At 64.6% G+C, this 21179-nt stretch carries 20 protein-coding genes; 4 read left to right on the plus strand and 16 right to left on the minus strand.

Going from position 1 to position 21179, the window contains the following annotated elements; translation table 11 throughout:
• Nucleotides 1–143: 143 nt before the first annotated feature.
• Nucleotides 144–1061, minus strand: coding sequence for a hypothetical protein (locus ACQR07_RS03670; protein ID WP_434900967.1), 918 nt, complete (start codon nucleotides 1059–1061; stop codon nucleotides 144–146).
• A 171-nt stretch (nucleotides 1062–1232) separates the two neighbouring features.
• On the minus strand, nucleotides 1233–1988 hold the full coding sequence (locus tag ACQR07_RS03675; RefSeq protein WP_434900968.1) for a hypothetical protein: 756 nt from the start codon (nucleotides 1986–1988) through the stop codon (nucleotides 1233–1235).
• A 443-nt stretch (nucleotides 1989–2431) separates the two neighbouring features.
• On the opposite strand from ACQR07_RS03675, the gene ACQR07_RS03680 reads away from it, so the two are divergent.
• Nucleotides 2432–2593 carry a hypothetical protein gene (locus ACQR07_RS03680; protein WP_434900969.1) on the plus strand — a complete coding sequence of 54 codons (162 nt, stop codon included), beginning with the start codon at nucleotides 2432–2434 and terminating at the stop codon, nucleotides 2591–2593.
• A 70-nt stretch (nucleotides 2594–2663) separates the two neighbouring features.
• Here ACQR07_RS03680 and ACQR07_RS03685 read toward each other — a convergent pair whose 3' ends face one another.
• From ACQR07_RS03685 to recJ, 3 genes are all read right to left on the minus strand, one after another.
• Nucleotides 2664–2888, minus strand: coding sequence for a hypothetical protein (locus ACQR07_RS03685; protein ID WP_434900970.1), 225 nt, complete (start codon nucleotides 2886–2888; stop codon nucleotides 2664–2666).
• Nucleotides 2889–3080: 192 nt separating this feature from the next.
• Nucleotides 3081–3554: a hypothetical protein gene (locus ACQR07_RS03690; protein ID WP_434900971.1), complete on the minus strand. Its 474-nt coding sequence runs from the start codon at nucleotides 3552–3554 to the stop codon at nucleotides 3081–3083.
• A gap of 955 nt (nucleotides 3555–4509) precedes the next feature.
• Nucleotides 4510–6351 carry a single-stranded-DNA-specific exonuclease RecJ gene (gene recJ / locus ACQR07_RS03695; protein WP_434900972.1) on the minus strand — a complete coding sequence of 614 codons (1842 nt, stop codon included), beginning with the start codon at nucleotides 6349–6351 and terminating at the stop codon, nucleotides 4510–4512.
• A gap of 298 nt (nucleotides 6352–6649) precedes the next feature.
• On the opposite strand from recJ, the gene ACQR07_RS03700 reads away from it, so the two are divergent.
• Nucleotides 6650–7738 (plus strand): methyl-accepting chemotaxis protein, encoded by a 1089-nt coding sequence (locus ACQR07_RS03700; RefSeq protein WP_434901060.1) that lies wholly within the window; start codon nucleotides 6650–6652, stop codon nucleotides 7736–7738.
• A gap of 10 nt (nucleotides 7739–7748) precedes the next feature.
• Here ACQR07_RS03700 and ACQR07_RS03705 read toward each other — a convergent pair whose 3' ends face one another.
• The 5 genes from ACQR07_RS03705 to ACQR07_RS03725 form a co-directional block, all read right to left on the minus strand.
• Nucleotides 7749–8468 carry a haloacid dehalogenase type II gene (locus tag ACQR07_RS03705; protein ID WP_434900973.1) on the minus strand — a complete coding sequence of 240 codons (720 nt, stop codon included), beginning with the start codon at nucleotides 8466–8468 and terminating at the stop codon, nucleotides 7749–7751.
• 15 nt (nucleotides 8469–8483) lie between these two features.
• The gene (gene glpX, locus ACQR07_RS03710) at nucleotides 8484–9485 is read right to left on the minus strand and encodes a class II fructose-bisphosphatase (RefSeq protein WP_434900974.1); all 1002 of its coding nucleotides are present in this window, start codon (nucleotides 9483–9485) and stop codon (nucleotides 8484–8486) included.
• Between the two features lie 204 nt (nucleotides 9486–9689).
• Nucleotides 9690–11006 (minus strand): homoserine dehydrogenase, encoded by a 1317-nt coding sequence (locus ACQR07_RS03715; protein ID WP_434900975.1) that lies wholly within the window; start codon nucleotides 11004–11006, stop codon nucleotides 9690–9692.
• Nucleotides 11007–11042: 36 nt separating this feature from the next.
• Nucleotides 11043–12263: an LL-diaminopimelate aminotransferase gene (locus ACQR07_RS03720; protein ID WP_434900976.1), complete on the minus strand. Its 1221-nt coding sequence runs from the start codon at nucleotides 12261–12263 to the stop codon at nucleotides 11043–11045.
• A 200-nt stretch (nucleotides 12264–12463) separates the two neighbouring features.
• Nucleotides 12464–12763, minus strand: a complete 300-nt coding sequence (locus ACQR07_RS03725) for a hypothetical protein (RefSeq protein WP_434900977.1) — start codon at nucleotides 12761–12763, stop codon at nucleotides 12464–12466.
• A 252-nt stretch (nucleotides 12764–13015) separates the two neighbouring features.
• Between ACQR07_RS03725 and ACQR07_RS03730 the strand changes: the two genes are divergently transcribed.
• Nucleotides 13016–14824 carry a PHA/PHB synthase family protein gene (locus ACQR07_RS03730; protein ID WP_434900978.1) on the plus strand — a complete coding sequence of 603 codons (1809 nt, stop codon included), beginning with the start codon at nucleotides 13016–13018 and terminating at the stop codon, nucleotides 14822–14824.
• A 73-nt stretch (nucleotides 14825–14897) separates the two neighbouring features.
• On the plus strand, nucleotides 14898–15296 hold the full coding sequence (locus ACQR07_RS03735) for an MAPEG family protein (protein ID WP_434900979.1): 399 nt from the start codon (nucleotides 14898–14900) through the stop codon (nucleotides 15294–15296).
• A gap of 7 nt (nucleotides 15297–15303) precedes the next feature.
• On the opposite strand, the gene ACQR07_RS03740 is transcribed toward ACQR07_RS03735, so the two are convergent.
• Genes ACQR07_RS03740 through ACQR07_RS03765 form a run of 6 tightly spaced genes read right to left on the minus strand, consistent with a single transcriptional unit; the run spans nucleotide 15304 to nucleotide 21168 of the window.
• Entirely contained in the window at nucleotides 15304–16353 is a 1050-nt protein-coding gene (locus ACQR07_RS03740; protein ID WP_434900980.1) for a LacI family DNA-binding transcriptional regulator, read from the minus strand.
• A complete protein-coding gene (locus tag ACQR07_RS03745; RefSeq protein WP_434900981.1) occupies nucleotides 16350–16994 on the minus strand; it encodes a ThuA domain-containing protein in 645 nt (214 codons plus the stop codon). Before ACQR07_RS03745 ends, ACQR07_RS03740 begins: the two co-directional genes overlap by 4 nt.
• Nucleotides 16995–17004: 10 nt before the next feature.
• Entirely contained in the window at nucleotides 17005–18102 is a 1098-nt protein-coding gene (locus ACQR07_RS03750) for a Gfo/Idh/MocA family protein (RefSeq protein ID WP_434900982.1), read from the minus strand.
• Nucleotides 18103–18124: 22 nt separating this feature from the next.
• A complete protein-coding gene (locus ACQR07_RS03755; protein ID WP_434900983.1) occupies nucleotides 18125–18973 on the minus strand; it encodes a carbohydrate ABC transporter permease in 849 nt (282 codons plus the stop codon).
• Entirely contained in the window at nucleotides 18966–19907 is a 942-nt protein-coding gene (locus ACQR07_RS03760) for a carbohydrate ABC transporter permease (protein WP_434900984.1), read from the minus strand. The genes ACQR07_RS03755 and ACQR07_RS03760 overlap by 8 nt, the downstream gene beginning before the upstream one ends.
• Before the next feature lies 1 nt (nucleotide 19908).
• Nucleotides 19909–21168 (minus strand): extracellular solute-binding protein, encoded by a 1260-nt coding sequence (locus ACQR07_RS03765; protein WP_434900985.1) that lies wholly within the window; start codon nucleotides 21166–21168, stop codon nucleotides 19909–19911.
• Nucleotides 21169–21179 lie beyond the last annotated feature (11 nt).

The following is a 21179-nucleotide window of genomic DNA, read 5'->3' on the forward strand; positions in this document are numbered from 1 at the left end:
TGGCTTGGGACGCCTTCGGGAATGGCAGCCCGTCACTCACCGCCGCCGACGCCGGCGACGCTCCAGAGGCCCCGCTGCAGGCTGTGCGGGCGCTCCGTCGAGTTTAGTCGTCAGCCCGTGCCGTCATCTGCATCGGGTCGAAACTAACCAGCACCAAACGCTGTTGTCTCGTCCCCGGAGCCTTGGAAACAGGCTGCCCCCCTGAGGATCGCCCCGGGCACACGCACTTCGTCGTCAGTGATCGAAACTACAGCCTTTGAACTCAAATAGAACGTCCCCTTAATAACAATCGTCTTCCTATTTAGGTAGGTAACGTTCAAAGCTTCCCTACCCTTATAGTCGTAGACTACAAGATTGTTCGGGCTCACCATTCGCCCTCGACCAAACTCTTCAACTTTGAATTTGCTAGATGATATCTGAGCAGTGACTTGCCCTCTGTCATCATAGAGAATTAACGGAGATATTCTTAGCCCTTGTTCCGATATTTCAGCACCGATGATAGGGACATTCCGTATCCGGAAAATTGTCACTTTCGCTCCTCTGACCCATGCAACGCTTCTTCCAAAGAATACTGCGACAGCGTCATCAGGGATTGCGCAGCTACTCGCTGGCCGGGGAAGATCTCCAGGATAAATAATGCCCTGTCGAATAGTGAGCGAGTTTTCTTCGGCCATCCGTTGAATAGCGACTGCGCTTTCTTCAGCGATCCTGTATTTGTAGAAAGAAAGCGAGCCGAAGATTATCCAAGTTCCCAGGATCAGGGTCAGTTTGTGTACGAGACTGATTCGCGCTTGAAAGCTCAGGGCTAGCGTCGCAATGCACGCGCTCACCACGAAACAGACTATCCAAATCCATGGATCATCCGACCTCATCCCCGGAACGGCGACTGACAGCGTGAAAACTAGCGCAATCCAGTCACTGACTTGCAGCGAGGAGCCGAATGACGAGGCGGCTCTTGAATCTTGAGCATATGCAGCTGTTGCAGCCCGCTGCGCCGCCTTCCGCTCTTCGCGCGCAATCAAGCGCTTTTGTCTTCGGGTGAGCTGCTTCGGATCGGTCATTCGACAGTCTCGCCTCTGATTTCTACTCCGCGGTTGCAGATTCGAGTCCTGCTGGATTGCCATTTTCCTACAAGGCCTGGGGGGGGGTAAAACCCGTCGGCTTGTAGGCCGATTCGGAGATCTGTCGCGCTGATCGCGGCAGCGCAGACCGATGCTCAATTTGAAAATCGCTCAAAGCCCCACATGGTCGGCGAAGTAACCGTTAATCTTTTGCCGGATCAAAGCAAGACGAGCCTCATACGCCTCGCGTTCGACTCGGATGCTCCTGATTTCGTTCTCAAGTTCATCTATTGCCGAACTAAACTTTTGGCGAGATTGGTTGAACAATTCGCGCACCTTGTCGAGGGCAACGCGTTTCTCCTTCAGAGCTTCAGGATCCCACTCCTCAGGGTTCCAAGTGTGCTTGTCTCCCTCTCTTATAGCTTCGAAAGACTTTTGCGCATGCCACGCCCAACGGTAGAGTGGGTACAGCTTACTTTCAATTCGGCGCCGCGTAGCTCCGTCGGTGTTGGGGAGTGCCTTTTCAACGTCCTTCTGGAAGTTGGCGCCCGAAAGACCCTCACCCTTGAGAGCCTCAACCATACCGTAGTACGTCTTGGCTACACGATAATGAAGAAAACCACTTGCGTAAAACTCCGCATCTCGGAGACCTGGGAGTATTCTTTCGATCCGATCTTCCTCTCGAAAAAGAACGCCCAACAAATTCGCGTCCCGCTGCGTTCCAATTTGTGCTTGTACTGCGCGCCAAGCGACATAAGCAGCAATGAGCGTGACGAGAGCGCTCAAAATATTGCCGGCAAATCCCAGCCAATCCTTGAGCTCAAGGGTCGTTCGAGAAGCAGCAACGGGCGCACCGACGGTCACGAGAACCGTCAAGGCGAGCGCCAGACCGATCAGTCCAAGTGCCCCCAGCCCCTGGTCTTTCATGCCCTAAGATTGTCCGCCGAAGGGCCACTTGTCGAGTCTTGCACGTGAACTGAAATCGCAAGATTCTCGTCGCTGCCCCTCGTATGCTGCCGCTGCTCCTTGAGAGATTTCGCCCACTAGCCGCCCCGCGGACTGAAACCAACCAGCCCGCGTCGAAACCATTTCGCCGCCGCCACGAAAACATCCTGAAACAGAGCGCCGGCATCTTTCACCCGTCAAACCGGTGGGGGTTTCCCAAATGTCCGCGCTGCTGAATTTCATCTTCGAATCGTACTGCCTGAGCTGCCAGGCGATGTTTCCCGAGCTCGATCCCAACGGCCGGGCCGGCGAGGTGGAATGACGGGGCGGGATGCCGGCCCGTTAAGCTTTCCTCTTCAGCTTAACGGCGGCTTCCGTTTGACGCCTGGGACTCCATCCGCCACTGACGGGGCATGGAGTCGGACATGTTCGAATTTGCCATTTTGATCGCAATTTGTTGCATCGCCACTGCCGCCAGCATCGCCGTCTACCTGCGGCGCCAGGACGTCCTGTATGGCTCCTTCATCGAGGACGCAGCCGGCAGATCGACTAGGCGCCATGATGGTGTTGATGCCGGGCCGGCTTGACCATTGCGGTTCAAACCAACGGTGACGGTTCACGCCTGTCGCTGAAAGCGCTGAGTCCCAGCCGTCCAGATCAATCCGGCATGGACACCGGCACGCGGCCGCGCTCGCGGCTCAGCAGCGCATCGAGCCTGTCGGCGCTCATGATCTCGCCGCTCGGCGTGCGGATGCTGACGAGGGCAGCACCGAGGCGCAGATAGGCATTGGCCGTCGACAGCGCATCCTGCGCGCTGCGGCAGCGGAGCGTCGCAACGGCGTTGGCGCTCTCCGCCCTGACGGTGAATGGCATGACGCCCATCGATGGGATCCGACGCGACTGAAAATCGTTCGCCGGAACCTAGGCGAACGCGCCGGTGAGCCACATTGAGCTGGATCAAATCGTGCGCCGCAGAGGGTCCCGATCACGGACCAGCGCGCGCCGCGTGGTCGATGACGTCAGCCAGGCATCAGAAGCCCGCATTCGCGTCGCAGGGACGCCTGCTTGGCTCCCTCACATGCGGTTCAAGGACAGGCTGATCCGGGTGACGATGCCGTCCCAGTCGCGTTCCCAGGCCTTGGGATAGTTGATCAGCACGCAATGGACGTAGCCGCCAACGAAGTTGCAGCGGTTGTACCAGACGTAGTCGCCCCTGATGCTGGAGACCGCGAAGAACCGCGACGTGATCCGCTTGTACTGGATGTTGGAGGGCGGATTTTTCTTGGCCAGGAAGCGCGCCGGCGAGTCGCCGGCGTCGTTTTCGGACGACTGCACCGTCAGGTTGGCGCGGCCGTCCGATGTCTGGAAGCGCTGGCCGTAGCCGTCCGGCCGTCCCGCCGTTTCGCTGAAGATCGACGTGGGAATCTCGACCGAGGTGCCGGTCTCCGGGATCCGGTATGTGCTCCAGCGCACCGGCTCGGCCGATACGCCGGCGCTCCAGCAGATCAGGCAGGCCGGAAGGGCGAGGGTCTTGACGATCGCATGCATGTCTTGAGTCCCGACGTGTCCAGGGGAAGGCGCAACACTACCCCGCCTTCGCGTCCCGACGAAGGCAGGTCGACAGAGGACTGGAACGCGCGGCATCGAAGAGAGGTCCACAGCCACACGCCTCGCGTCCGCCCCCTGCCGTTTCCGCCGCAGCGTGGATCGCGACGACAACGGCCGGAGGGCCTGGCGACTCACCCGCGCGGCGCGCGCGCCGATGCGCCGTTTTCGCAAGCCGGATCAGCGGCCTGCCCTGTGTCACCTCCACGTGCCAAATTTTCCGCTTGCATTAATTCCGAAAATCAGAAATAACTTGCGTATCCCGTCCTCGTGAGAGGGACGCTTCGCGATCGTCACGATGTGGAGGGCGGAGATGCGGTGGCCGCGATCTGTCGCAGCGTGCTCTCGTGGCGCGCGGACGAACGGCAGGTTGCGGACGTGAAATCGCGTGGTCCTGGCGCCCCGATGCTGGCGCCAAGTCCGGGGGTGATGATGATCCCTCGGGCGACGGTGGCTACCAAGCCGGACACCGGGGAGATCGCGTATAAGCGTTAAGCCCATCGCGCAGGGAATGCCGGTTGATCGGCTTGACCTGTGGTGACTGCCGCCTGCTTTTTGTTTGCAGGCGGGCCATGGGTGAGGCCTTCACCCGGCATTCCCTGCGCCCTCTCGTTTCATTGAGGGCTTTGATCAGGCATCCCTCGGGCGCATGGGCGCGGCGAGATCGATCAATCATGCTTACGCATGACTCGGCAGACAACAGGCGCGGCGCAGAACTCCGCTGTCGTCCCGGCCTCCGAGCCGGGACCCATAGCCACAGGGAGTAGTTCGAGGCAAAGGCGGCAATGACCAGCGCGTCCTCACAACATCTGCTGCGGCGTATGGATCCCGGATCGGCGCTTCGCCGACGCGAAACGTCGTCGAAGCTTGTCCGGGACGACGGCAGAGTTTGGGGCAGCTACCGGATCGTCGCCGGGCCATGGTCCGGCACGGCGACATCGAGCACGCGCAGTTGCACGCGCTCGACGCCCTGGTAGCGGTCGACGGTGAGGGTGCCGGCGACATGCAGCAGTTGGCCGCGATGCTGGACCAGGGCATTGCCGAGTTTTTGGCCGACCGAGCGGAATGCGATCGCGTTGACCGTGGCGCCGTCGCCGGACTTGAAGCGCAGCTTGAGATGCGCCTGGCCGACCTCGTCGGCATACACCAGTTGATGCGACGGCAATGCCACGACCGGCTCGGGATTGCCGCTGCCGAACGGACCGGCGCGGTCGAGCGTCGCCACCAGCTCGGGCGTCGCGGCGCGCGCGCTGATCGCACCATCGATCAGGATCTCGTTGACGTGGCGGGCCTCGGCCACATCGGGGGCGAGCGCGCTTTCGAGATAGGCGCGGAATTCGGCCAGCCGCTCCTTGCGCAAGGTGACGCCGGCCGCCATCGCATGGCCGCCGCCCTTCATCAGGATGCCCTGCTCCACCGCGTGGCGCACCGCGCGGCCGAGATCGACGCCGGGAATCGAGCGGCCCGACCCGGTGCCGATGCCGCCGGGTTCGAGCGCGATCGCAAACGCCGGCCGCGCAAACTTTTCCTTCAGCCTGGAGGCGACGAGCCCGACCACGCCGGGATGCCAGCCTTCGGATGCGGTGACGATGACCGCGCCCTTGTCCTCCAGCCCGAGCGAGGCCAGCGCCTCCGCCTCGGCCTGGGCTTCGGCCTGCTGCTCGATGACGCGTCGTTCGCTGTTGAGCCGGTCGAGCTCGGCGGCGATGCGCGCCGCCTCGGAGACGTCGCTCTCCAGCAAGAGCCGCACGCCGAGATCGGCACGGCCGATGCGGCCGCCGGCATTGATGCGCGGTCCCAGCATGAAGCCAAGATGCCACGCCTCCGGCGGGCCGTTGAGCCTGGAAACGTCCATCAGCGCGGTGTGGCCGACGTGATCGCGCCGGCGCATCGCGATCAGGCCCTTGGCGACGAAGGCGCGGTTCAGCGCGATCAGCGGCGCGACGTCGGCGACGGTGCCGAGCGCGACGTGATGCAGCATGCCGAGCAGATCGGGCTCCGGCCGCGTGCTGCTCCAGAAGCCGCGGCTGCGCAGCTCGCGATTGACGGCGACGAGCGTCACCAGGGTCAACCCGACGGCGGCGAGATAACCGAGCCCGGAGAGGTCATCGGGCCGGTTCGGATTCACCAGCGCTTCGACATCGGGCAGCTCTTCGCCGCATTGATGGTGATCGATCACGACCACGGACATGCCGAGCCGGCGCGCTTCCGCCAGCGGCTCCAGGCTCGTCGTGCCGCAGTCGACCGTCACCAGCAGGGTCGCGCCCTTGTTGGCGAGCGCGCGAATGGCGTCGACGTTCGGCCCGTAGCCTTCGAAGATGCGGTCGGGAATGTGGATCAGCGGATCGAGCCCGCAATGGCGCAGGTGCCAGGCGAGCAGCGCCGCGGAGGTCGCGCCGTCGACGTCGTAATCGCCGAAGATCGCGACCTTCTCGCCCCTCACGGCGGCGTCGGCGATGCGCTGGGCCGCCGCCTCCATCTGCGTCACCGTGAACGGATCCGGCATCAGCTTGCGGATGGTGGGATCGAGGAAGTCATTGACGGCGTCGAGCTCGACGTCGCGCCCGGCAATCACGCGCGCCAGCATCTCCGGCAGCTGATAGCGCTGCACGATGGCGAGCGCCCGCGCCGCGCCGCGCGCGTCGAGCCGGTCGCGCCAGAGCTTGTTGGTCAGCGACAGCCGCACGCCGAGGAACGCCGGCGGGGCGCTGATCGGCAGAACGGTGGCGGACAGTGGCATCGGTCGCAGAGCCTCACAGGCGGCAGGGTGATTCGCAAGCAGGGCAGAAATCTACCGCAAGCCTCTCCGGGGATCCGGTTTGTGCAAGGGAACCCCACCGTTTTCTCAGCTCATCCACGGAACTCGGGCCATTTGACGGTACCAACGAACAGTTGCCTAAAATTCGCGCTATGTCGAAGGACGTGCATTAAACAGCCGTTAGGCGAACTCCTTTCAATTTCAATCAAAAGAACCGTTTGTTTGCTGAGGCTCCGCAACGCCGCGGGAGCCGCGCAGCAATTTGGAGTGCACGCCGATGCTGACTGCTGCGCCTGACCTGAAGTCCTCGCCCTCGATCATTCCGTCGCCGGCCCAGCACCTCGAGGACGAGACCGACGTCTCGGCGCTGATCGCGCGGCTGACCGGCGAGGTCAATCAGATCGCCTGCGAGAAGACCAGGTCGATCCAGCAGATCACCAACCAGATGAAGATGCTGGCGCTCAACGCGCTGATCGAAAGCTCGCGCGTCGGCGCGCAGGGCGCCGGCTTCGCCGTGGTGGCGCAGGAGGTCCGCGCGGTCGGCCAGCAGGTCGAGACCATCGCACGCGAGCTCGAGGGCCAACTGACGACGCGCACCGGCAATCTCAAGACCTCGATCGAGCGCATGACCGAGCGGGCGCGCGGCGAACGTATGGTCGACCTGGCGCTGAACGCGATCGAGCTGATCGACCGCAACCTGTATGAGCGGACCTGCGACGTGCGCTGGTGGGCGACGGACTCCGCGGTGGTCGATTGCGCCGCTTCGCCCGATGCGAACAGCGTCGCCCATGTCTCCGAACGGCTCGCGGTGATCCTGTCGGCCTACACGGTCTATCTCGATCTCTGGCTGTGCGATCCCTCGGGCAAGGTGATCGCCAACGGCCGCGCCGACCGCTACAACGTGGTCGGTCAGAGCGTTGCCGACACCAAATGGTTTCGCGAGGCGCGCGGCTTGCGCTCGGGCGACGACTACGTCGCCGGCGACGTCGAGTGCCAGCCGCTGCTCGGCAATGCGCAGGTCGCGACCTATTGCGCCTCGGTGCGCGAGAACGGCAAGGCGCATGGCAAGCCGCTCGGCGTGCTCGCGATTCATTTCGATTGGGAGGCGCAGGCCCGCGCGATCGTGCAAGGCGTGCGCGTCGGCGAAAGCGACAAGGCCCGCGCACTGCTGGTCGATTCCAGCCATCGCGTGATCGCCTCGTCGGACGGCCAGGGCATTCTCAGCGAGAGGGTATCGCTCAAGCTCGACGGCAAGCGCAGCGGCTTCTATCAGGATGCGTCGGGCCGCATGGTCGCCTTCCACGCCACCCCGGGCTACGAGACCTACAAGGGCCTCGGCTGGTACGGCGTGATCGTGTCGGGCGCCTGAGGCAGGAGGATCAGCAGCCGAGCCGGTCGGCGATGCCGTTGAAATCGTCGGCTGTGATGTCCCAGGCGCCGGTGGCCTCGAAGTCGCGGTTCTGCAGCGGGCCGTATTCCGTGGGCCGCGCGACGAAGGCGGTCTTCAGACCGTAGCGCTGGGCGGCTTCGAGATCGTTGTTGTGCGCGGCGACCATCATGACCTCGCCGGGCGCAAGACCAAGGAGGCGCGCGGCGCCGAGATAGGTTTCGGGGTCGGGCTTGTAGTGCGCGAACAGCTCGGCGGAGAGGATCAGGTCCCACGGAAGGCCTGCAAACTTCGCCATGTTGGTCAGAAGAGCGACGTTGCCGTTGGAGAGCGGCGCGATGATGTATTTGGATTTCAGCCGGGTCAGCCCGGCGACACTATCAGCCCACGGATTCAGCCGGTGCCAGCCGCGGGTCAGATAGTCGAGATCGGCCTCCGTCAGGCCGGCGATGCCGAGCTTCGCGACGAGCGTTTCCAGCGAACGCCGGTGCAGCACGTCGAGGATCAGGTAGCCGCGCTCCGGATGCTTGCGGACCTCGTCCATCGAACCGACATAGAGCCCGCGCCAGCCATCGACCAGCGCGGTCCAGTCGCCCTGGACGCCGCGGCTCTTCGACCAGGCGGTGAAGTCGTTGATGAGACTCGTACGCCAATCGACGACGGTGCCGAACACGTCGAAGACCAGCGCCTTGACCATGGACAGATCGGACATCGCGGCGCTCCGCCGTCAGTCGAGGTGGAACTTCTCCAGCTGGCGGTGCTCGGCGCGGATGTAGCGCACGGTGCCGGTGACGGAGCGCATCACGACGGTCTCGGTCTCGATGACGCCGTCCTTGCGGAACTTGACGCCGGAGAGCAGCGAGCCGGTGGTGACGCCGGTGGCCGCGAACAGGCAGTCGCCGCGGGCCATGTCCTCGATGCCGTAGATCATCTTGGGGTCGCCAACGCCCATCTTGTGGGCGCGCTCGCGCTTCTCTTCGGTATCGAGGATCAGCCGGCACTGCATCTGGCCGCCGATGCAGCGCAGCGCCACGGCCGCCAGCACGCCTTCCGGCGCGCCGCCGGTGCCAAGATACATGTCGACGCCGGTGTTGTCGGGATCGGCGCAGTGGATCACGCCGGCAACGTCGCCATCGGTGATCAGCCGCACGGCGGCGCCGGTCGAGCGCACTCCCTGGATGATGTCGGCGTGGCGCGGCCGGTCGAGCACCAGCACGGTGATCGCAGCGGGCTCGACGCCCTTGGCCTTGGCGAGCCGGCGGACGTTGTCAGCCGGGGTAGCGTCGAGATCGACCACGCCCTTGGCGTAGCCCGGACCGATCGCGAGCTTCTGCATGTAGACGTCCGGGGCGTGCAGCAGCGTGCCTTCATCGGCCATCGCCATGGTGGCGATCGAGCCGGGCATGTTCTTGGCGCACAGCGTGGTGCCCTCGAGCGGGTCGACGGCGATGTCGACCTTCGGGCCGGCGTTCAGGCCGACCTTCTCACCGATGTAGAGCATCGGCGCCTCGTCGCGCTCGCCCTCGCCGATCACGACCGTGCCCTCGATCGGCAGCTTGTTGAGCTCGCGGCGCATGGCGTCGACCGCCGCCTGGTCGGCCGGCTTCTCCTGGCCGTGGCCGCGCAGCCGCGCCGCCGACACCGCCGCCCGCTCGGTCACACGCACCAGCTCCAAGGTCAGGATGCGCTCGAGCAGCAGCTGTTGCGGGACGGAAATCTGCGTCGACATCGGTCAACTCCTCAAGACGTCATGGCGGACACCCGCCCTCAAAATCTACCGCTCGCACGGCGCCCCCAACGGCAGCCTGCGGGTCGGGCGATCGGCCCGAATGGCCGGTTCTCGCCCCTCGACTCTCCCGGTTTGAGCATGAACCTAACCCAAACGCCACGCGTTTGTTTGAGCAGGGACAACCGGTTCCCTGGGCATCACAGGCTAGTTCTTTTCGATCCGGATGACCTGGGGCTTGCCGCTGATGACCTTGTCGCGCTGCACGGCCTGCAGCGCGCGATACACCGCATCCTCGTGGGTCGCATAGGTGATCAGGATCACCGGCACCGGCCCGCCCTTGGCGCCGGATTTGCCAGGCTCGCTGCCGTTGGGATGGCGCTGGACGATCGATTCGATCGAGATCTTCTGCTCGGCCAGCCGCGTCGCGATGGTCGCGGCAGTGCCGGCGTGGTCGCGCGCCATCAGGCGGATGTAATAGCCACCCTCGTGCCGCTCCATCGGCGCCTTCTCGGTCGCCTGCAGCTTCTCGACCGACCGCCCGAACGGCGCCGCGCGGATGCCGCGGGCCACGTCGGCGATGTCGGCGACGACGGCGGAGGCCGTGGCGGCGCCCCCTGCTCCCGGACCGACCAGCGTGAGCGGCGGAATGCCGTCGCCATCGATCGTGACGGCGTTGGTCACGCCCATCACCTGCGCGATCGAGGAGGATTTCGGCACCATCGTCGGATGCACCCGCTGCTCGATGCCCTTGGCGGTGCGCACGGCGACGCCGAGCAGCTTGACGCGGTAGCCGAGCTCGGCGGCCGCCTTCAGGTCCTCCGGCGCGATCGAGGAGATGCCTTCCACATAGATCGATTTCTCGGCGACCTGGGTGCCGAAGGCAAGGCTGGCCAGGATCGCCAGCTTCTGCGCGGTATCGTGGCCATGGATGTCGAACGACGGGTCGGCCTCGGCATAGCCGAGACGCTGGGCGTCCTTCAGGCACTCGTCGAACGACAGCCCCTCCTGCTCCATGCGGGTCAGGATGTAGTTGCAGGTGCCGTTGAGGATGCCGTAGACGCGGCTGATTCCGGTACCGGCGAGGCCCTCGCGCAGCGTCTTGATCACCGGGATGGCGGCGCCGACGGCAGCCTCGAAGTTCAGCGCGCCGCCATGCTTCTCGGCCGCCTTGGCGAGCTTGAGGCCGTGCTTGGCGATCAGCGCCTTGTTCGCGGTCACGACCGACTTGCCGGCCTTCAGCGCGGTCTCGATCGCCGACAGCGCAGGATCTCCGGCGCCGCCCATCAGTTCGACCAGGCAGTCGACCTCGGGGTCAGCGGCCAGCGCCAGCGGATCCTTGGCCCACTTGATTCCCGTGAGATCGACGGCACGCTTTTTCTTCGACCGCGCTGTCACCGCAACCACCTGCACGGGACGTCCCGTCCGCTCGGTGAGCACGCGTCCCTGCTGCTCGATCAGACGAACGACCTCGACACCCACGGTGCCGAGGCCCGCGATGCCCACTCTCAGGGGTGCGACCATGGAATCAAAGAACCTGCAGCAAGAAAAACGGGAGACTCAGCGCCGATTGGCGAGAGGAACCACGTTGTGCAACGTTTCGATGCCGCTTTCAAGAAAGCGGCGGACGCCGCGCGCGGCCTGACGGATGCGCTGCTCGTTCTCGACCATGGCGATGCGGACGAAGCCCTCGCCGTGTTCGCCGAAGCCGACGCCGGGCGACACCGCGACGCCGCACTTCTCGACCATCAGGGTCGCGAACTGCATGCTGCCGAGGCTCTTGAACTTCTCGGGCAGCGGCGTCCAGGCGAACATCGACGCCTCCGGCGACGGGATGTCCCAGCCGGCGCGGCCGAACGACTCGACCAGCGTGTCGCGGCGCTTGCGATAGACGTCACGCATCTCGCGGATGCAGTCGTCGGGCCCGTTCAGCGCCGCGGTGGCCGCGACCTGCACCGGCGTGAACGCGCCGTAGTCGAGATACGACTTCACCCGCGCGAGCGCTGCGATGATACGCTCGTTGCCGACGGCAAAGCCCATGCGCCAGCCGGCCATCGAATAGGTCTTCGACATCGAAGTGAACTCGACCGCGACATCCATCGCGCCCGGCACCTGCAGCACCGACGGCGGCGGGTTCTTGTCGTCGAAATAAACCTCCGCATAAGCGAGGTCCGACAGGATCAGGATCTCGTGCTTCTTCGCGAATGCGACGAGGTCGCGATAGAAGTCGAGGCTCGCGACATAGGCGGTCGGATTGCTCGGATAGCAGACGATCAGCGCCAGCGGCTTCGGGATTGAGTGGATGATCGCCCGCTCGGCCGCCTCGAAGAATTGCGGCGTCGGCTCGGCCGGCACCGAGCGGATCACGCCGCCCGCCATCAGGAAGCCGAAGGCGTGGATCGGGTAGCTCGGATTGGGACAGAGAATGACGTCACCCGGCGCCGTGATCGCCTGCGCGACGTTGGCAAACCCTTCCTTGGAACCAAGCGTCGCCACGATCTGGGTATCGGGGTTGAGCTTCACCCCGAAACGGCGATCGTAATACGCCGCCTGCGCCCGGCGCAGGCCGACGATGCCGCGCGAGGCGGAGTAACGGTCGGTGCGCGGCTTGCCCAAGGTCTCCTTGAGCTTCTCGAGCACATGCGCCGGTGCCGGCAGGTCCGGATTGCCCATGCCGAGATCGATGATGTCGGCGCCGGCGTTCCGCGCGGCCGCCTTGGCCCGGTTGACCTGCTCGAACACGTAAGGCGGCAGACGGCGGATGCGGTAGAAATCTTCCATGGGTCTCTCGGCTCCGACAACCGGCGGCGGATTCACCGGCAGCGCTGGCGCCGTGGCGCCCCTGCCCTGAAATCCACGCTAAAACATGAACTTAGCACGGCCTTACGGCCTGGTTGGCGACGACACTCTGCGGTGCGGTTGATTCCGGTGTTTTATCATGGACACCGCGCCGCGCCAGACAATTACGTCCAGTCCGGCCCTTACCGCTGTCTCGTGGCGGGTCCCGCCGAGGCCTGGCGGTCGCGGGCGGCTTTCAGCTCGGTCTCGATCCTGGCGCGTTCCTCCGGCGAGATGACCGGCCTGTCCCGGTCGCGCGGCACGTCGTTCACGGGAAGATATTCGCCCGGCTCTTTGGGCCGGACGACCGCCTCTACATCCTGGGACTGCATGTCAGCAATCGGCAGCGAGCAGCCGGACAGCACGAGCGAGCTGCCAAGCACGACGCCCGCCGCCGCAAGGGCGCGCGCACGCGTCTTCCAGACTCGGCTCACCGACGTCACGCGAAAGTCCCCACCCCACCAGCCCGATCAATCGCAACGCGACGCATTTTGCCGCAGCACAACCATTTGTCACCCGAAACGTTATTGGGGTGAACAAGAATCTCGCCTGGATCCGGGGGGCGCGTGCATTATGTCCGACGTGAGAGGCTTTTCCGCAACGCAGCACGGCGGATGTCGAATTAACCGCGAACGCGCGGATTGTTGATCTCGCGCGGTGACGAAACGGTTTCGACAAGATAGTGTAAGAAGGCCATGACCGACGTTTCGAACAACACCACCCAATCAACAAAATCATTCGACGCCGAAGCCTTCGCGACGAACATCGCGAGAGCGATGGAAACCAGCGGCAAGGCTCTCGCGGCCTATCTGAAGCCCCGGGAGACCGGCGAGGTTCAGGATCGGCCGCCGGCCGAGCTCAGCGAGGTCGTCAAATCCTTCACAGCTGTCGCCGACTATTGGCTGTCGGACAAGGACCGCGCCAGCGACATCCAGAACAAGATCGCCAAGGGCTATCTCGACCTGTGGGGCTCGGCCGCGCGACGTCTCGCGGGCGAGGAGGCGCCGCCGGCGATCTCGCCGTCGCCGCGCGACAAGCGCTTCGCCGATCCGGAATGGAAGTCGAACCAGTTCTTCGATTTCGTCATGCAGGCCTACCTGCTGACGACGCAGTGGGCGCAGGACCTCGTCCACAACGCCGAAGGACTCGATCCGCAAACGCGCAAGAAAGCCGAGTTCTACGTCAACCAGATCACCAACGCGCTGTCGCCGTCCAACTTCGTCCTGACCAATCCCGAGGTGTTGCGCCACACTGTCGCGTCGAGCGGCGGCAACCTCGTGCGCGGCATGCAGATGCTCGCGGAGGACATCGAGGCCGGCAAGGGCAACCTGAAGATCCGCCAGTCCGATCCGGCCAATCTGGAGGTCGGCGTCAACATGGCGATGACGCCGGGCAAGGTGATCTTCCAGAACGACATGATGCAGCTGATCCAGTACGCGCCGTCGACGGAGAACGTGCTGCGCACGCCGCTCCTGATCGTGCCGCCCTGGATCAACAAGTTCTACATTCTCGATCTGCGCCCGGAAAAATCCTTCATCAAATGGTGCGTCGATCAGGGCCTCACGGTGTTCGTGATCTCCTGGGTCAATCCCGACAAGTCGCTGGGGACCAAGACCTGGGAAGACTACATGAAGGAAGGCCCGCTCACCGCGATGGACGTCATCGAGAAGGTGACGGGCGAGATGAAGGTGCACACGATGGGCTATTGCGTCGGCGGCACCATGCTGGCGACGACGCTGGCCTGGCTCGCCGACAAGCGCCGCCAGCGCGTGACCTCGGCCACCTTCCTCGCGGCGCAGGTCGATTTCACCCACGCCGGCGACCTGCTGGTGTTCGTCGACGAGACGCAGATCTCGGCGCTCGAGCGCGACATGCAGGCTGCCGGGGTGCTCGAAGGCAGCAAGATGGCGATGGCTTTCAACATGCTGCGCTCCAACGACCTGATCTGGTCCTATGTCGTCAACAACTACCTGAAGGGCCAGCCGCCCTCCGCATTCGACCTGCTGCACTGGAATTCGGACGCGACGCGGATGTCGGCGGCCAACCACTCCTATTACCTGCGCAACTGCTATCTCGAGAACCGGCTGTCGACCGGCACGATGGTGCTCGACAATACGCTGCTCGACCTCTCCAAGGTGAAGGTGCCGGTCTACAATCTGGCCACGCGCGAGGACCACATCGCTCCGCCCGACTCCGTGCTGTACGGCTCGCAGTTCTTCGGCGGTCCGGTGAAGTATGTGCTCTCCGGCTCGGGTCACATTGCCGGCGTCGTCAACCCGCCCTCGTCAGGCAAATACCAGTACTGGCTCAACGACCAGATCCACGACATCTCACTGAAGGACTGGATCAAGGGCGCCCAGGAGCACAAGGGCTCGTGGTGGCCCGACTGGCGCGCTTGGCTCGGCGAGCTCGATCCGGAAGAGGTTCCCGCCCGCAGCGTCGGAAGCGATGCCTATCCACCGCTCGAGGATGCTCCGGGGTCCTATGTGCGCGTCCGCGCGTAGCATGATCTGCCGCGATTGATTATAACCGCTCCGTCCCGCCGGGACGGGACGGACATCAGTTGAGGGGATCTCGATGACGCGCGAATTGTTCTGGCTGACGCTGACGGTCATTCTGACCGGGCTGCTGTGGGTTCCCTACATCCTGAACCGCTGCCAGGTCCGCGGCCTCTCCGGCGCCATGGCCAACCCGTCGCGCAACGACAAGCCGCACGCGGCCTGGGCGAGCCGGCTGATGTTCGCGCACGACAACGCGGTCGAGAACCTCGTCATCTTCGCGCCCCTGGTCCTGATCCTGAACGCGATCGACTACTCGACCAAATGGACCGTGCTCGCCTGCGCCGTGTACTTCTGGTCGCGCGTCGCCCACGTCATCGTCTATGCGATCGGCCTGCCCGTGTTCCGGACGCTGGCCTTCGTGGTCGGCTTCATCGCCCAGGCAGTGCTGGCGCTCGCGATCTTCGGCTGGCTGTAGCCAGCTCCTAGGGCAGGTTATCGCGCAGGAAGATGTCGATGCGAATGCGCTCCTGATCGGGGCTGATCGGCTCGCCCGAGCAGTGCGCGAGCAGGACGCGCGCCGCGGACCGCGCCTCGTGGCCGGGATCCTGGTTGATGATGGCATCGAGCGTGCCGCGCACCAGGAAGCGCCGCGTGTACTGGGTCAGCTCGTGGGTGATCCACACCACCTCGCGCGCGCGGCCGGAGGCCTCCAGGGCGTCGGCGATGCCCCGGTTGCCGGCGCCGCAGCAATAGATGCCGCGCAGATCGGCCTGGCGCGCGAGCAGCGCAGCGGTGAGTTCGCGCGTCAGCTCGCTGTCGTCACGGCCCTCGATCACCGGCAACGCGCGCAGGCCCGGATACTCGCTCGACAGGATCTGGTTGAAGCCGAACTGCCGCTCTGCGTGGTCGCGCAGCGACAGCGATCCCGCGATGACGGCGACGGTGCCATCACGCCCGCCAAGATAGCGTCCCATCAGCGTGGCCGCCGTCCGCCCGGCGGCCAGATTGTCGATCCCGACGTAATGCAGGCGGCGCGAGCTCGGGGCGTCGGATACCAGCGTCACCACGGCGACGCCGCGTGCGACAAGCTCGTCGATCGCGGCCCGCACCAGGGGATGATCCAGCGCGATCACGGCGACGCCCTGATAGGCTGGCGACAGCGTCTCCAGCGTGCCGGCCAGGACGGCCGGATCGAACACGTCGACATGAAGGATGTCGATGAAGCCGCGCTGGCCGGCCAACCACTCCGCCGTGCGCTGGACCTGCTCGGTCAGATTGGTCATGAAGCTGTTGCCGCCGGTCGGCAGCACGAAGGCGAAGCGAAAGCTCTGCCCGCGCGCAAGACGCGCGGCCGCCACGTCGGCCCGGTAGCCCAGCTTGGCGACGGCCGCCTCGACGCGCGCGACGGTCTTGGCGCGCACGCCTTCGCGCCGGTTGATGACGCGGTCGACGGTGGCCAGCGACACGCCCGCCGTCCGCGCCACATCCTCGAGCGTGGCGCGCACGGGCAGCGGTGTCTCTCCGCCCGTCACTCCCGCGCGGCCCATAGCATGCCGCGGGTCATCAGGGTGCGGATCTCCGGAACGTCGAGCTCGTAGGCGCGATGGCCGAGCGAGGAATAGAACACCCGGCCCTCACCGTAGCGCTTCTTCCACACCACCGGCATCACGACACCTTCGATCCAGGGTGCGTGCTCGCCGCTGAAGGTCGTGGTCGCCAACACCTCGTTGGCCGGGTCGACATGCATGTAGTACTGCTCGGACCGATGCTCGAAACTCTTCAGGCCCTTCATGATGGGATCGTCCGGCTTGGTCAAGTCGACCTTGTAGTCGATGATGTTGCCGGGATGCGCGACCCACTGGCCGCCGCAAAGGAATTGATAGTCCACCGAATCCCGGAAGGCGTCGCACATGCCGCCATGGTGGCCGGCAAGCCCAACGCCGGCGCGCACCGCCGCGCACAGATTGAGCGCTTCCGCTTTCTCAATCTTGGACATCGTATAGATCGGGATGATCAGCGACAGATCATGAATCGCGGGATCGGCGAACGCGGCCGTCGTGGTCTCGATCCGCACGTCGAAGCCTTCGGCCTTCAGCCAGCCTCGGATCATCGAGGCACAAAGATCGGGATCGTGTCCTGGCCAGCCGCCCCATACAATCATTGCCTTGCGCATGTCCCTGTCCTCAGTCGATCTGTCCGGTGTCGCGTCCGACCGGCAGCATCGCTGGCCGTTCGACGCGGCTCTCGATGTTGATGCGCCGGCCTTCGTTGGCGGAGGTCTGGAACGCCTCCATCACCTCCAGTACGTGGAAGGCGAGCGCGCCGCTGGCGCGATGCGGCCGGTCGTTCAGGATGGCGGTTGCCATGTCGGCGACGCCGATGGAGCGGAATTCACCGTCGACATGGCCATGCGTCAGCGGCACCGTTTCCCACTCGCCGCCGGTCTTGGCGACCTGCACCTCGCCGCCGAACCGGTTGGGATCAGGCACCAGCATGCTGCCCTTGTCGCCGTAGATCTCGATCGGCGCGTGCCGGTGCTTTGGCACGTCGAAGCTCATCGTGACCGACACGACCGCCCCGCTTTCGAACTCGAGTGTCCCCGACACGTGAGTGGCAACCTCGACCGGAATCAGCGTGCCGTTCATCGGCTCGCTGGTGACGAGGCGCTCGGAGCGCGGGCGCGCCGTCGAGCCCATCACGCTGGCGACGGGACCGAGCAATTGCACGAGATCGGTGATGTAATACGGCCCCATGTCCAGCATCGGCCCGCCGCCGCGCAGATAATAGAACCCGGGCGCCGGATGCCAGCGCTCATGGCCGGGACAGCCGAAGAAGACGCTGCCCGCGACAGGGGCGCCGATCGCGCCGTCGTCGATCAGCTTGCGCGCGGTCTGGTGGCCACCGCCGAGGAAGGTGTCGGGCGCACAGCCGACGCGGAGGTTCTTCTGCGCGGCCAGCTCGATCACCTTGCGCGCCTCGGCGACGTCGATGCCGAGCGGTTTCTCGGAATGGACGTGCTTGCCGGCATTCAGCACGGCCAGGCTGACGTCGGTGTGGGCGAGCGGCACGGTGAGATTGACGACGATCTCGACGTCATCGCGCTTGAGGAGCTGATCGACCCGCATGCCAGGCAGGCCAAACGCCGCGCCCTGGCGCTCGGCGGCGTCGCTGCGCATGTCGGCAAGTGCCTTAACCTCGAGCACCGGGAAGCGCTGCGCCGCCTTCAGATAAGCCGTGCTGATGACGCCGCAGCCGATGATGCCTATGCCTACTCGTCTCATTGTGGTCTCCGTGATGTCCAGGTCATCCCTTGACCGCGCCCGACGTGAGGCCGGCGACGATGTGCTTCTGCGCAAGCAGGAAGAGGATGATGGTGGGCAGGATGGTCAGGGTGATGAAGGCGAGGATCAGGTGCCACTCGGACGAATACTCGCCCTGATAGACCATGATGCCGAGCGGCCATGGATACAGCGCATCGGTGTTGAGCATGACCAGCGGCAGCAGATAGGCGTTCCAGCTGTTGACGAAGGTGATGGTGCCGACGGTCGCCAGGATCGGGCGCGACAGCGGCAAGGTCACGTAGCGGAAGAACTTCACGTAGCTGCAGCCGTCGACCAGCGCCGCCTCGAGCAGCTCGTAGGGAATGTCCTTGAAGAACCGCCGCAACAGCAGCACGCTCATGGCAAGGCTGAAGGCGACTTGAGGCAGCGCGACGCCGAAATAGGTGTCGAGCAGCCCGAGATCGCGCACCTTGATGAACAGCGGCAGCACGGCGGTGGCCGCCGGGAACAGCAGGCCGAGGGTCAGATAGCTCAGCAGCATCGAGCTGCCGAAGAACCGGACATGGGCGAAGGTGAACGCCGCCATCGAGGCGACGATCAGCGTCAAGACGACCGTCAGTGTCGAGATGATCAGCGAGTTGCGCAGCAGCTGCCAATAGCGGCCGGAGAACAGGATGTCGGCATAGTTCTGCCAGTCCCAATGCCGCGGCAGGCCGAACGGGTTGACCCGCAACTCGCCAAGCGACTTGAATCCGCCGAGCAGGGTCGCCAGCAACGGCACCAGCACGAAGACAGCGACGATGAACAGGAATGCCGCCTTGAACAGCACGGCGGGATCGAATGGCGCCCTGGCGGTCTCGGCCCTATTCATCGCGCATGAACCATCGCTTGTAGGTGAACGCAAAGGTCACGCAGATCACGAACAGGATGACGCCGATGGCGCTGCCGTAGCCCACCCGCATGCGCGAGATTCCGTTGTTGTAGAGGAAGCTCACCATGGTGTTCGAGGAATCGGCCGGGCCGCCCCGCGTCAGCGGCATCACCAGGTCGAACAGCTGCAGCGAGCCGATGATGGCGAAGAACACCGAGAGCCGGATGGTCGGATAGAGCAAGGGGATGACGATATGACGCAGGCTCTGCGTCCGCGTCGCGCCATCGATCCGCGCCGCCTCGATCAGGCTCCTGTCGATGCTCTGCAGCGCAGCAATGAACAGCATCATGTGGAAGCCGAAATACTTCCAGACGATCACGATCAGCACCGCGAGCATCGCCGTGTCGGTCGAGGCCAGCAGGTGCGGCGGCTCGGCGCCGAAGCTGCGCCAGATCGAAGCGACCAGGCCGTAGTCGCCGTCATAGACGAAGCTGAAGATCAGCCCGGTCGCGATCTCGGCGAGGATATACGGCATGAAGAACAGCATCCGCAGCGCCACGGCGCCGCGAAACCGTTCCGCGAGCATCAAGGCCAGGGTCAACGCCAACGGCAGCTGCACGCACAGCGAGACCGCGATGATCAGCCCATTGTTGCGCAGCGCCAGCCAGAACGCGCGGGTCTCCAGCACGAAACGGTAGTTGTCGAACCCGATCCAGTTGGTCGGCCTGCCAAAACCGTTCCAGTTGAAGCCGGAATACCAGGCGGCCTCGCCGATCGGCAGCACCACGAACAGCGTGAACAGCAGCAGCGCCGGCGGCAGGAACAGGACCAGGACGGTGAAACGGCCGTCCCAGCTCGGCCCGCGACCCGCGCGCGCGGCAACCGGCGGCCGCGCGACCTGCATCGCCGGCGAACTCGCGAACGGACGCGCCACGTCAGTTGCCCTGCTTGCGCGCCGCCTCGATCGCCTTGGCTGCGTCCTGCGCACCCATGCTGCCGCCTGCGATCTCCGCGCTCACGTCGTTGACGACGCGCCCGACAGACGGACCGAGGCTCTGATCATAGAAGTTCTGATGATAGTTCGACTTCGCCAGGTTGGACGCGATCTGCTTCATGAAGGAGTTGTTGAGGCCGGCCTCCGCGCCCTGCACCACCGGGACGATGAAGCTTCCCTCCGCCAGCCGCGTCTGCACGTCCTTCGAGATGAAGTACTTCAGGAAGTCGGCCGCCTCCTTCGGCGAGCCTTTGGTAACCAGCCAGCCGGTGATGCCACCGAGCGTGTCCGCAGGTTCGCCCTTGCCGCCGGCCACCGTCGGGAAATCGAACCAGCAGATCTTCTCGTCGCTCAAGCCGGCCTTGTCGGCGGCCAGCGCGCGTTGCAGCTTGTACACGGAACTGATCGCAAGGGTCATCGCCGCCTTGCCGTCGGCAAAATATCCGACCGCCTGCGGATTCTTGAAGCCGAGGAACCCGTTCTGGAACGGCTGCAGATCGACGAGCTGCTTGAACAGTTCGCCTGACTTGACGAAGGTATCGCCGGCGAAGCCGCCATTCTCTCCGCGCAACGCCGCATCGAAGGCCGCCTTGCCGCCGACGCGGACGGCCAGATGCGTCCAGTAGAAGTGCAGCGGCCATTTGTCGGCGCCGCCGACGACGATCGGCGTCACGCCCGCCGCCTTCAACGTCTTCACCGCACCCAGCAGGTCGTCCCAGCTCTTGATCGCGGCCGGATCAACCTTGGCCTTGGCCATCAGCTCCTTGTTGCAGACGAATCCGACCTGCGACAGCGCGATCGGCAGGCCGTAGACGTGGCCGTTGTCCGTAAAGGCGGCCAGCGCGGCCGGCGTGATGCTGTCGCTGTAACCCTTCACCTGGTCGGTGATGTCTTCCAGGACGCCGGCCTCGATCTGCGCCTTCAGCACGCCTCCGGCCCAGCTGTAGATGATGTTCGGCCGGTCCTTGGATTGCAGGATGGTCGGCAGCTTGGCCTTGTAGGCCTCGTTCTCGAGGAACTGCATCTCGACCTTCACGCCGGGATGCGAGGCCTCATAGGCGCGAGCGACCTCCTCCCAGATCTTCACCTGGGCGGGATTGACCTCGATGTGCAGCCATTTGACCGTGGTGTCGGCACTGGCGGCATTGGCCCAGAACAGGCATGCGGCCGCGGCGAGGCCCAGCTTCGCGAGCAGTCTCATCACAATCCTCC

Source organism: Bradyrhizobium sp. HKCCYLS20291 (assembly GCF_051167715.1).
Classification (GTDB): Bacteria; Pseudomonadota; Alphaproteobacteria; order Rhizobiales; family Xanthobacteraceae; genus Bradyrhizobium.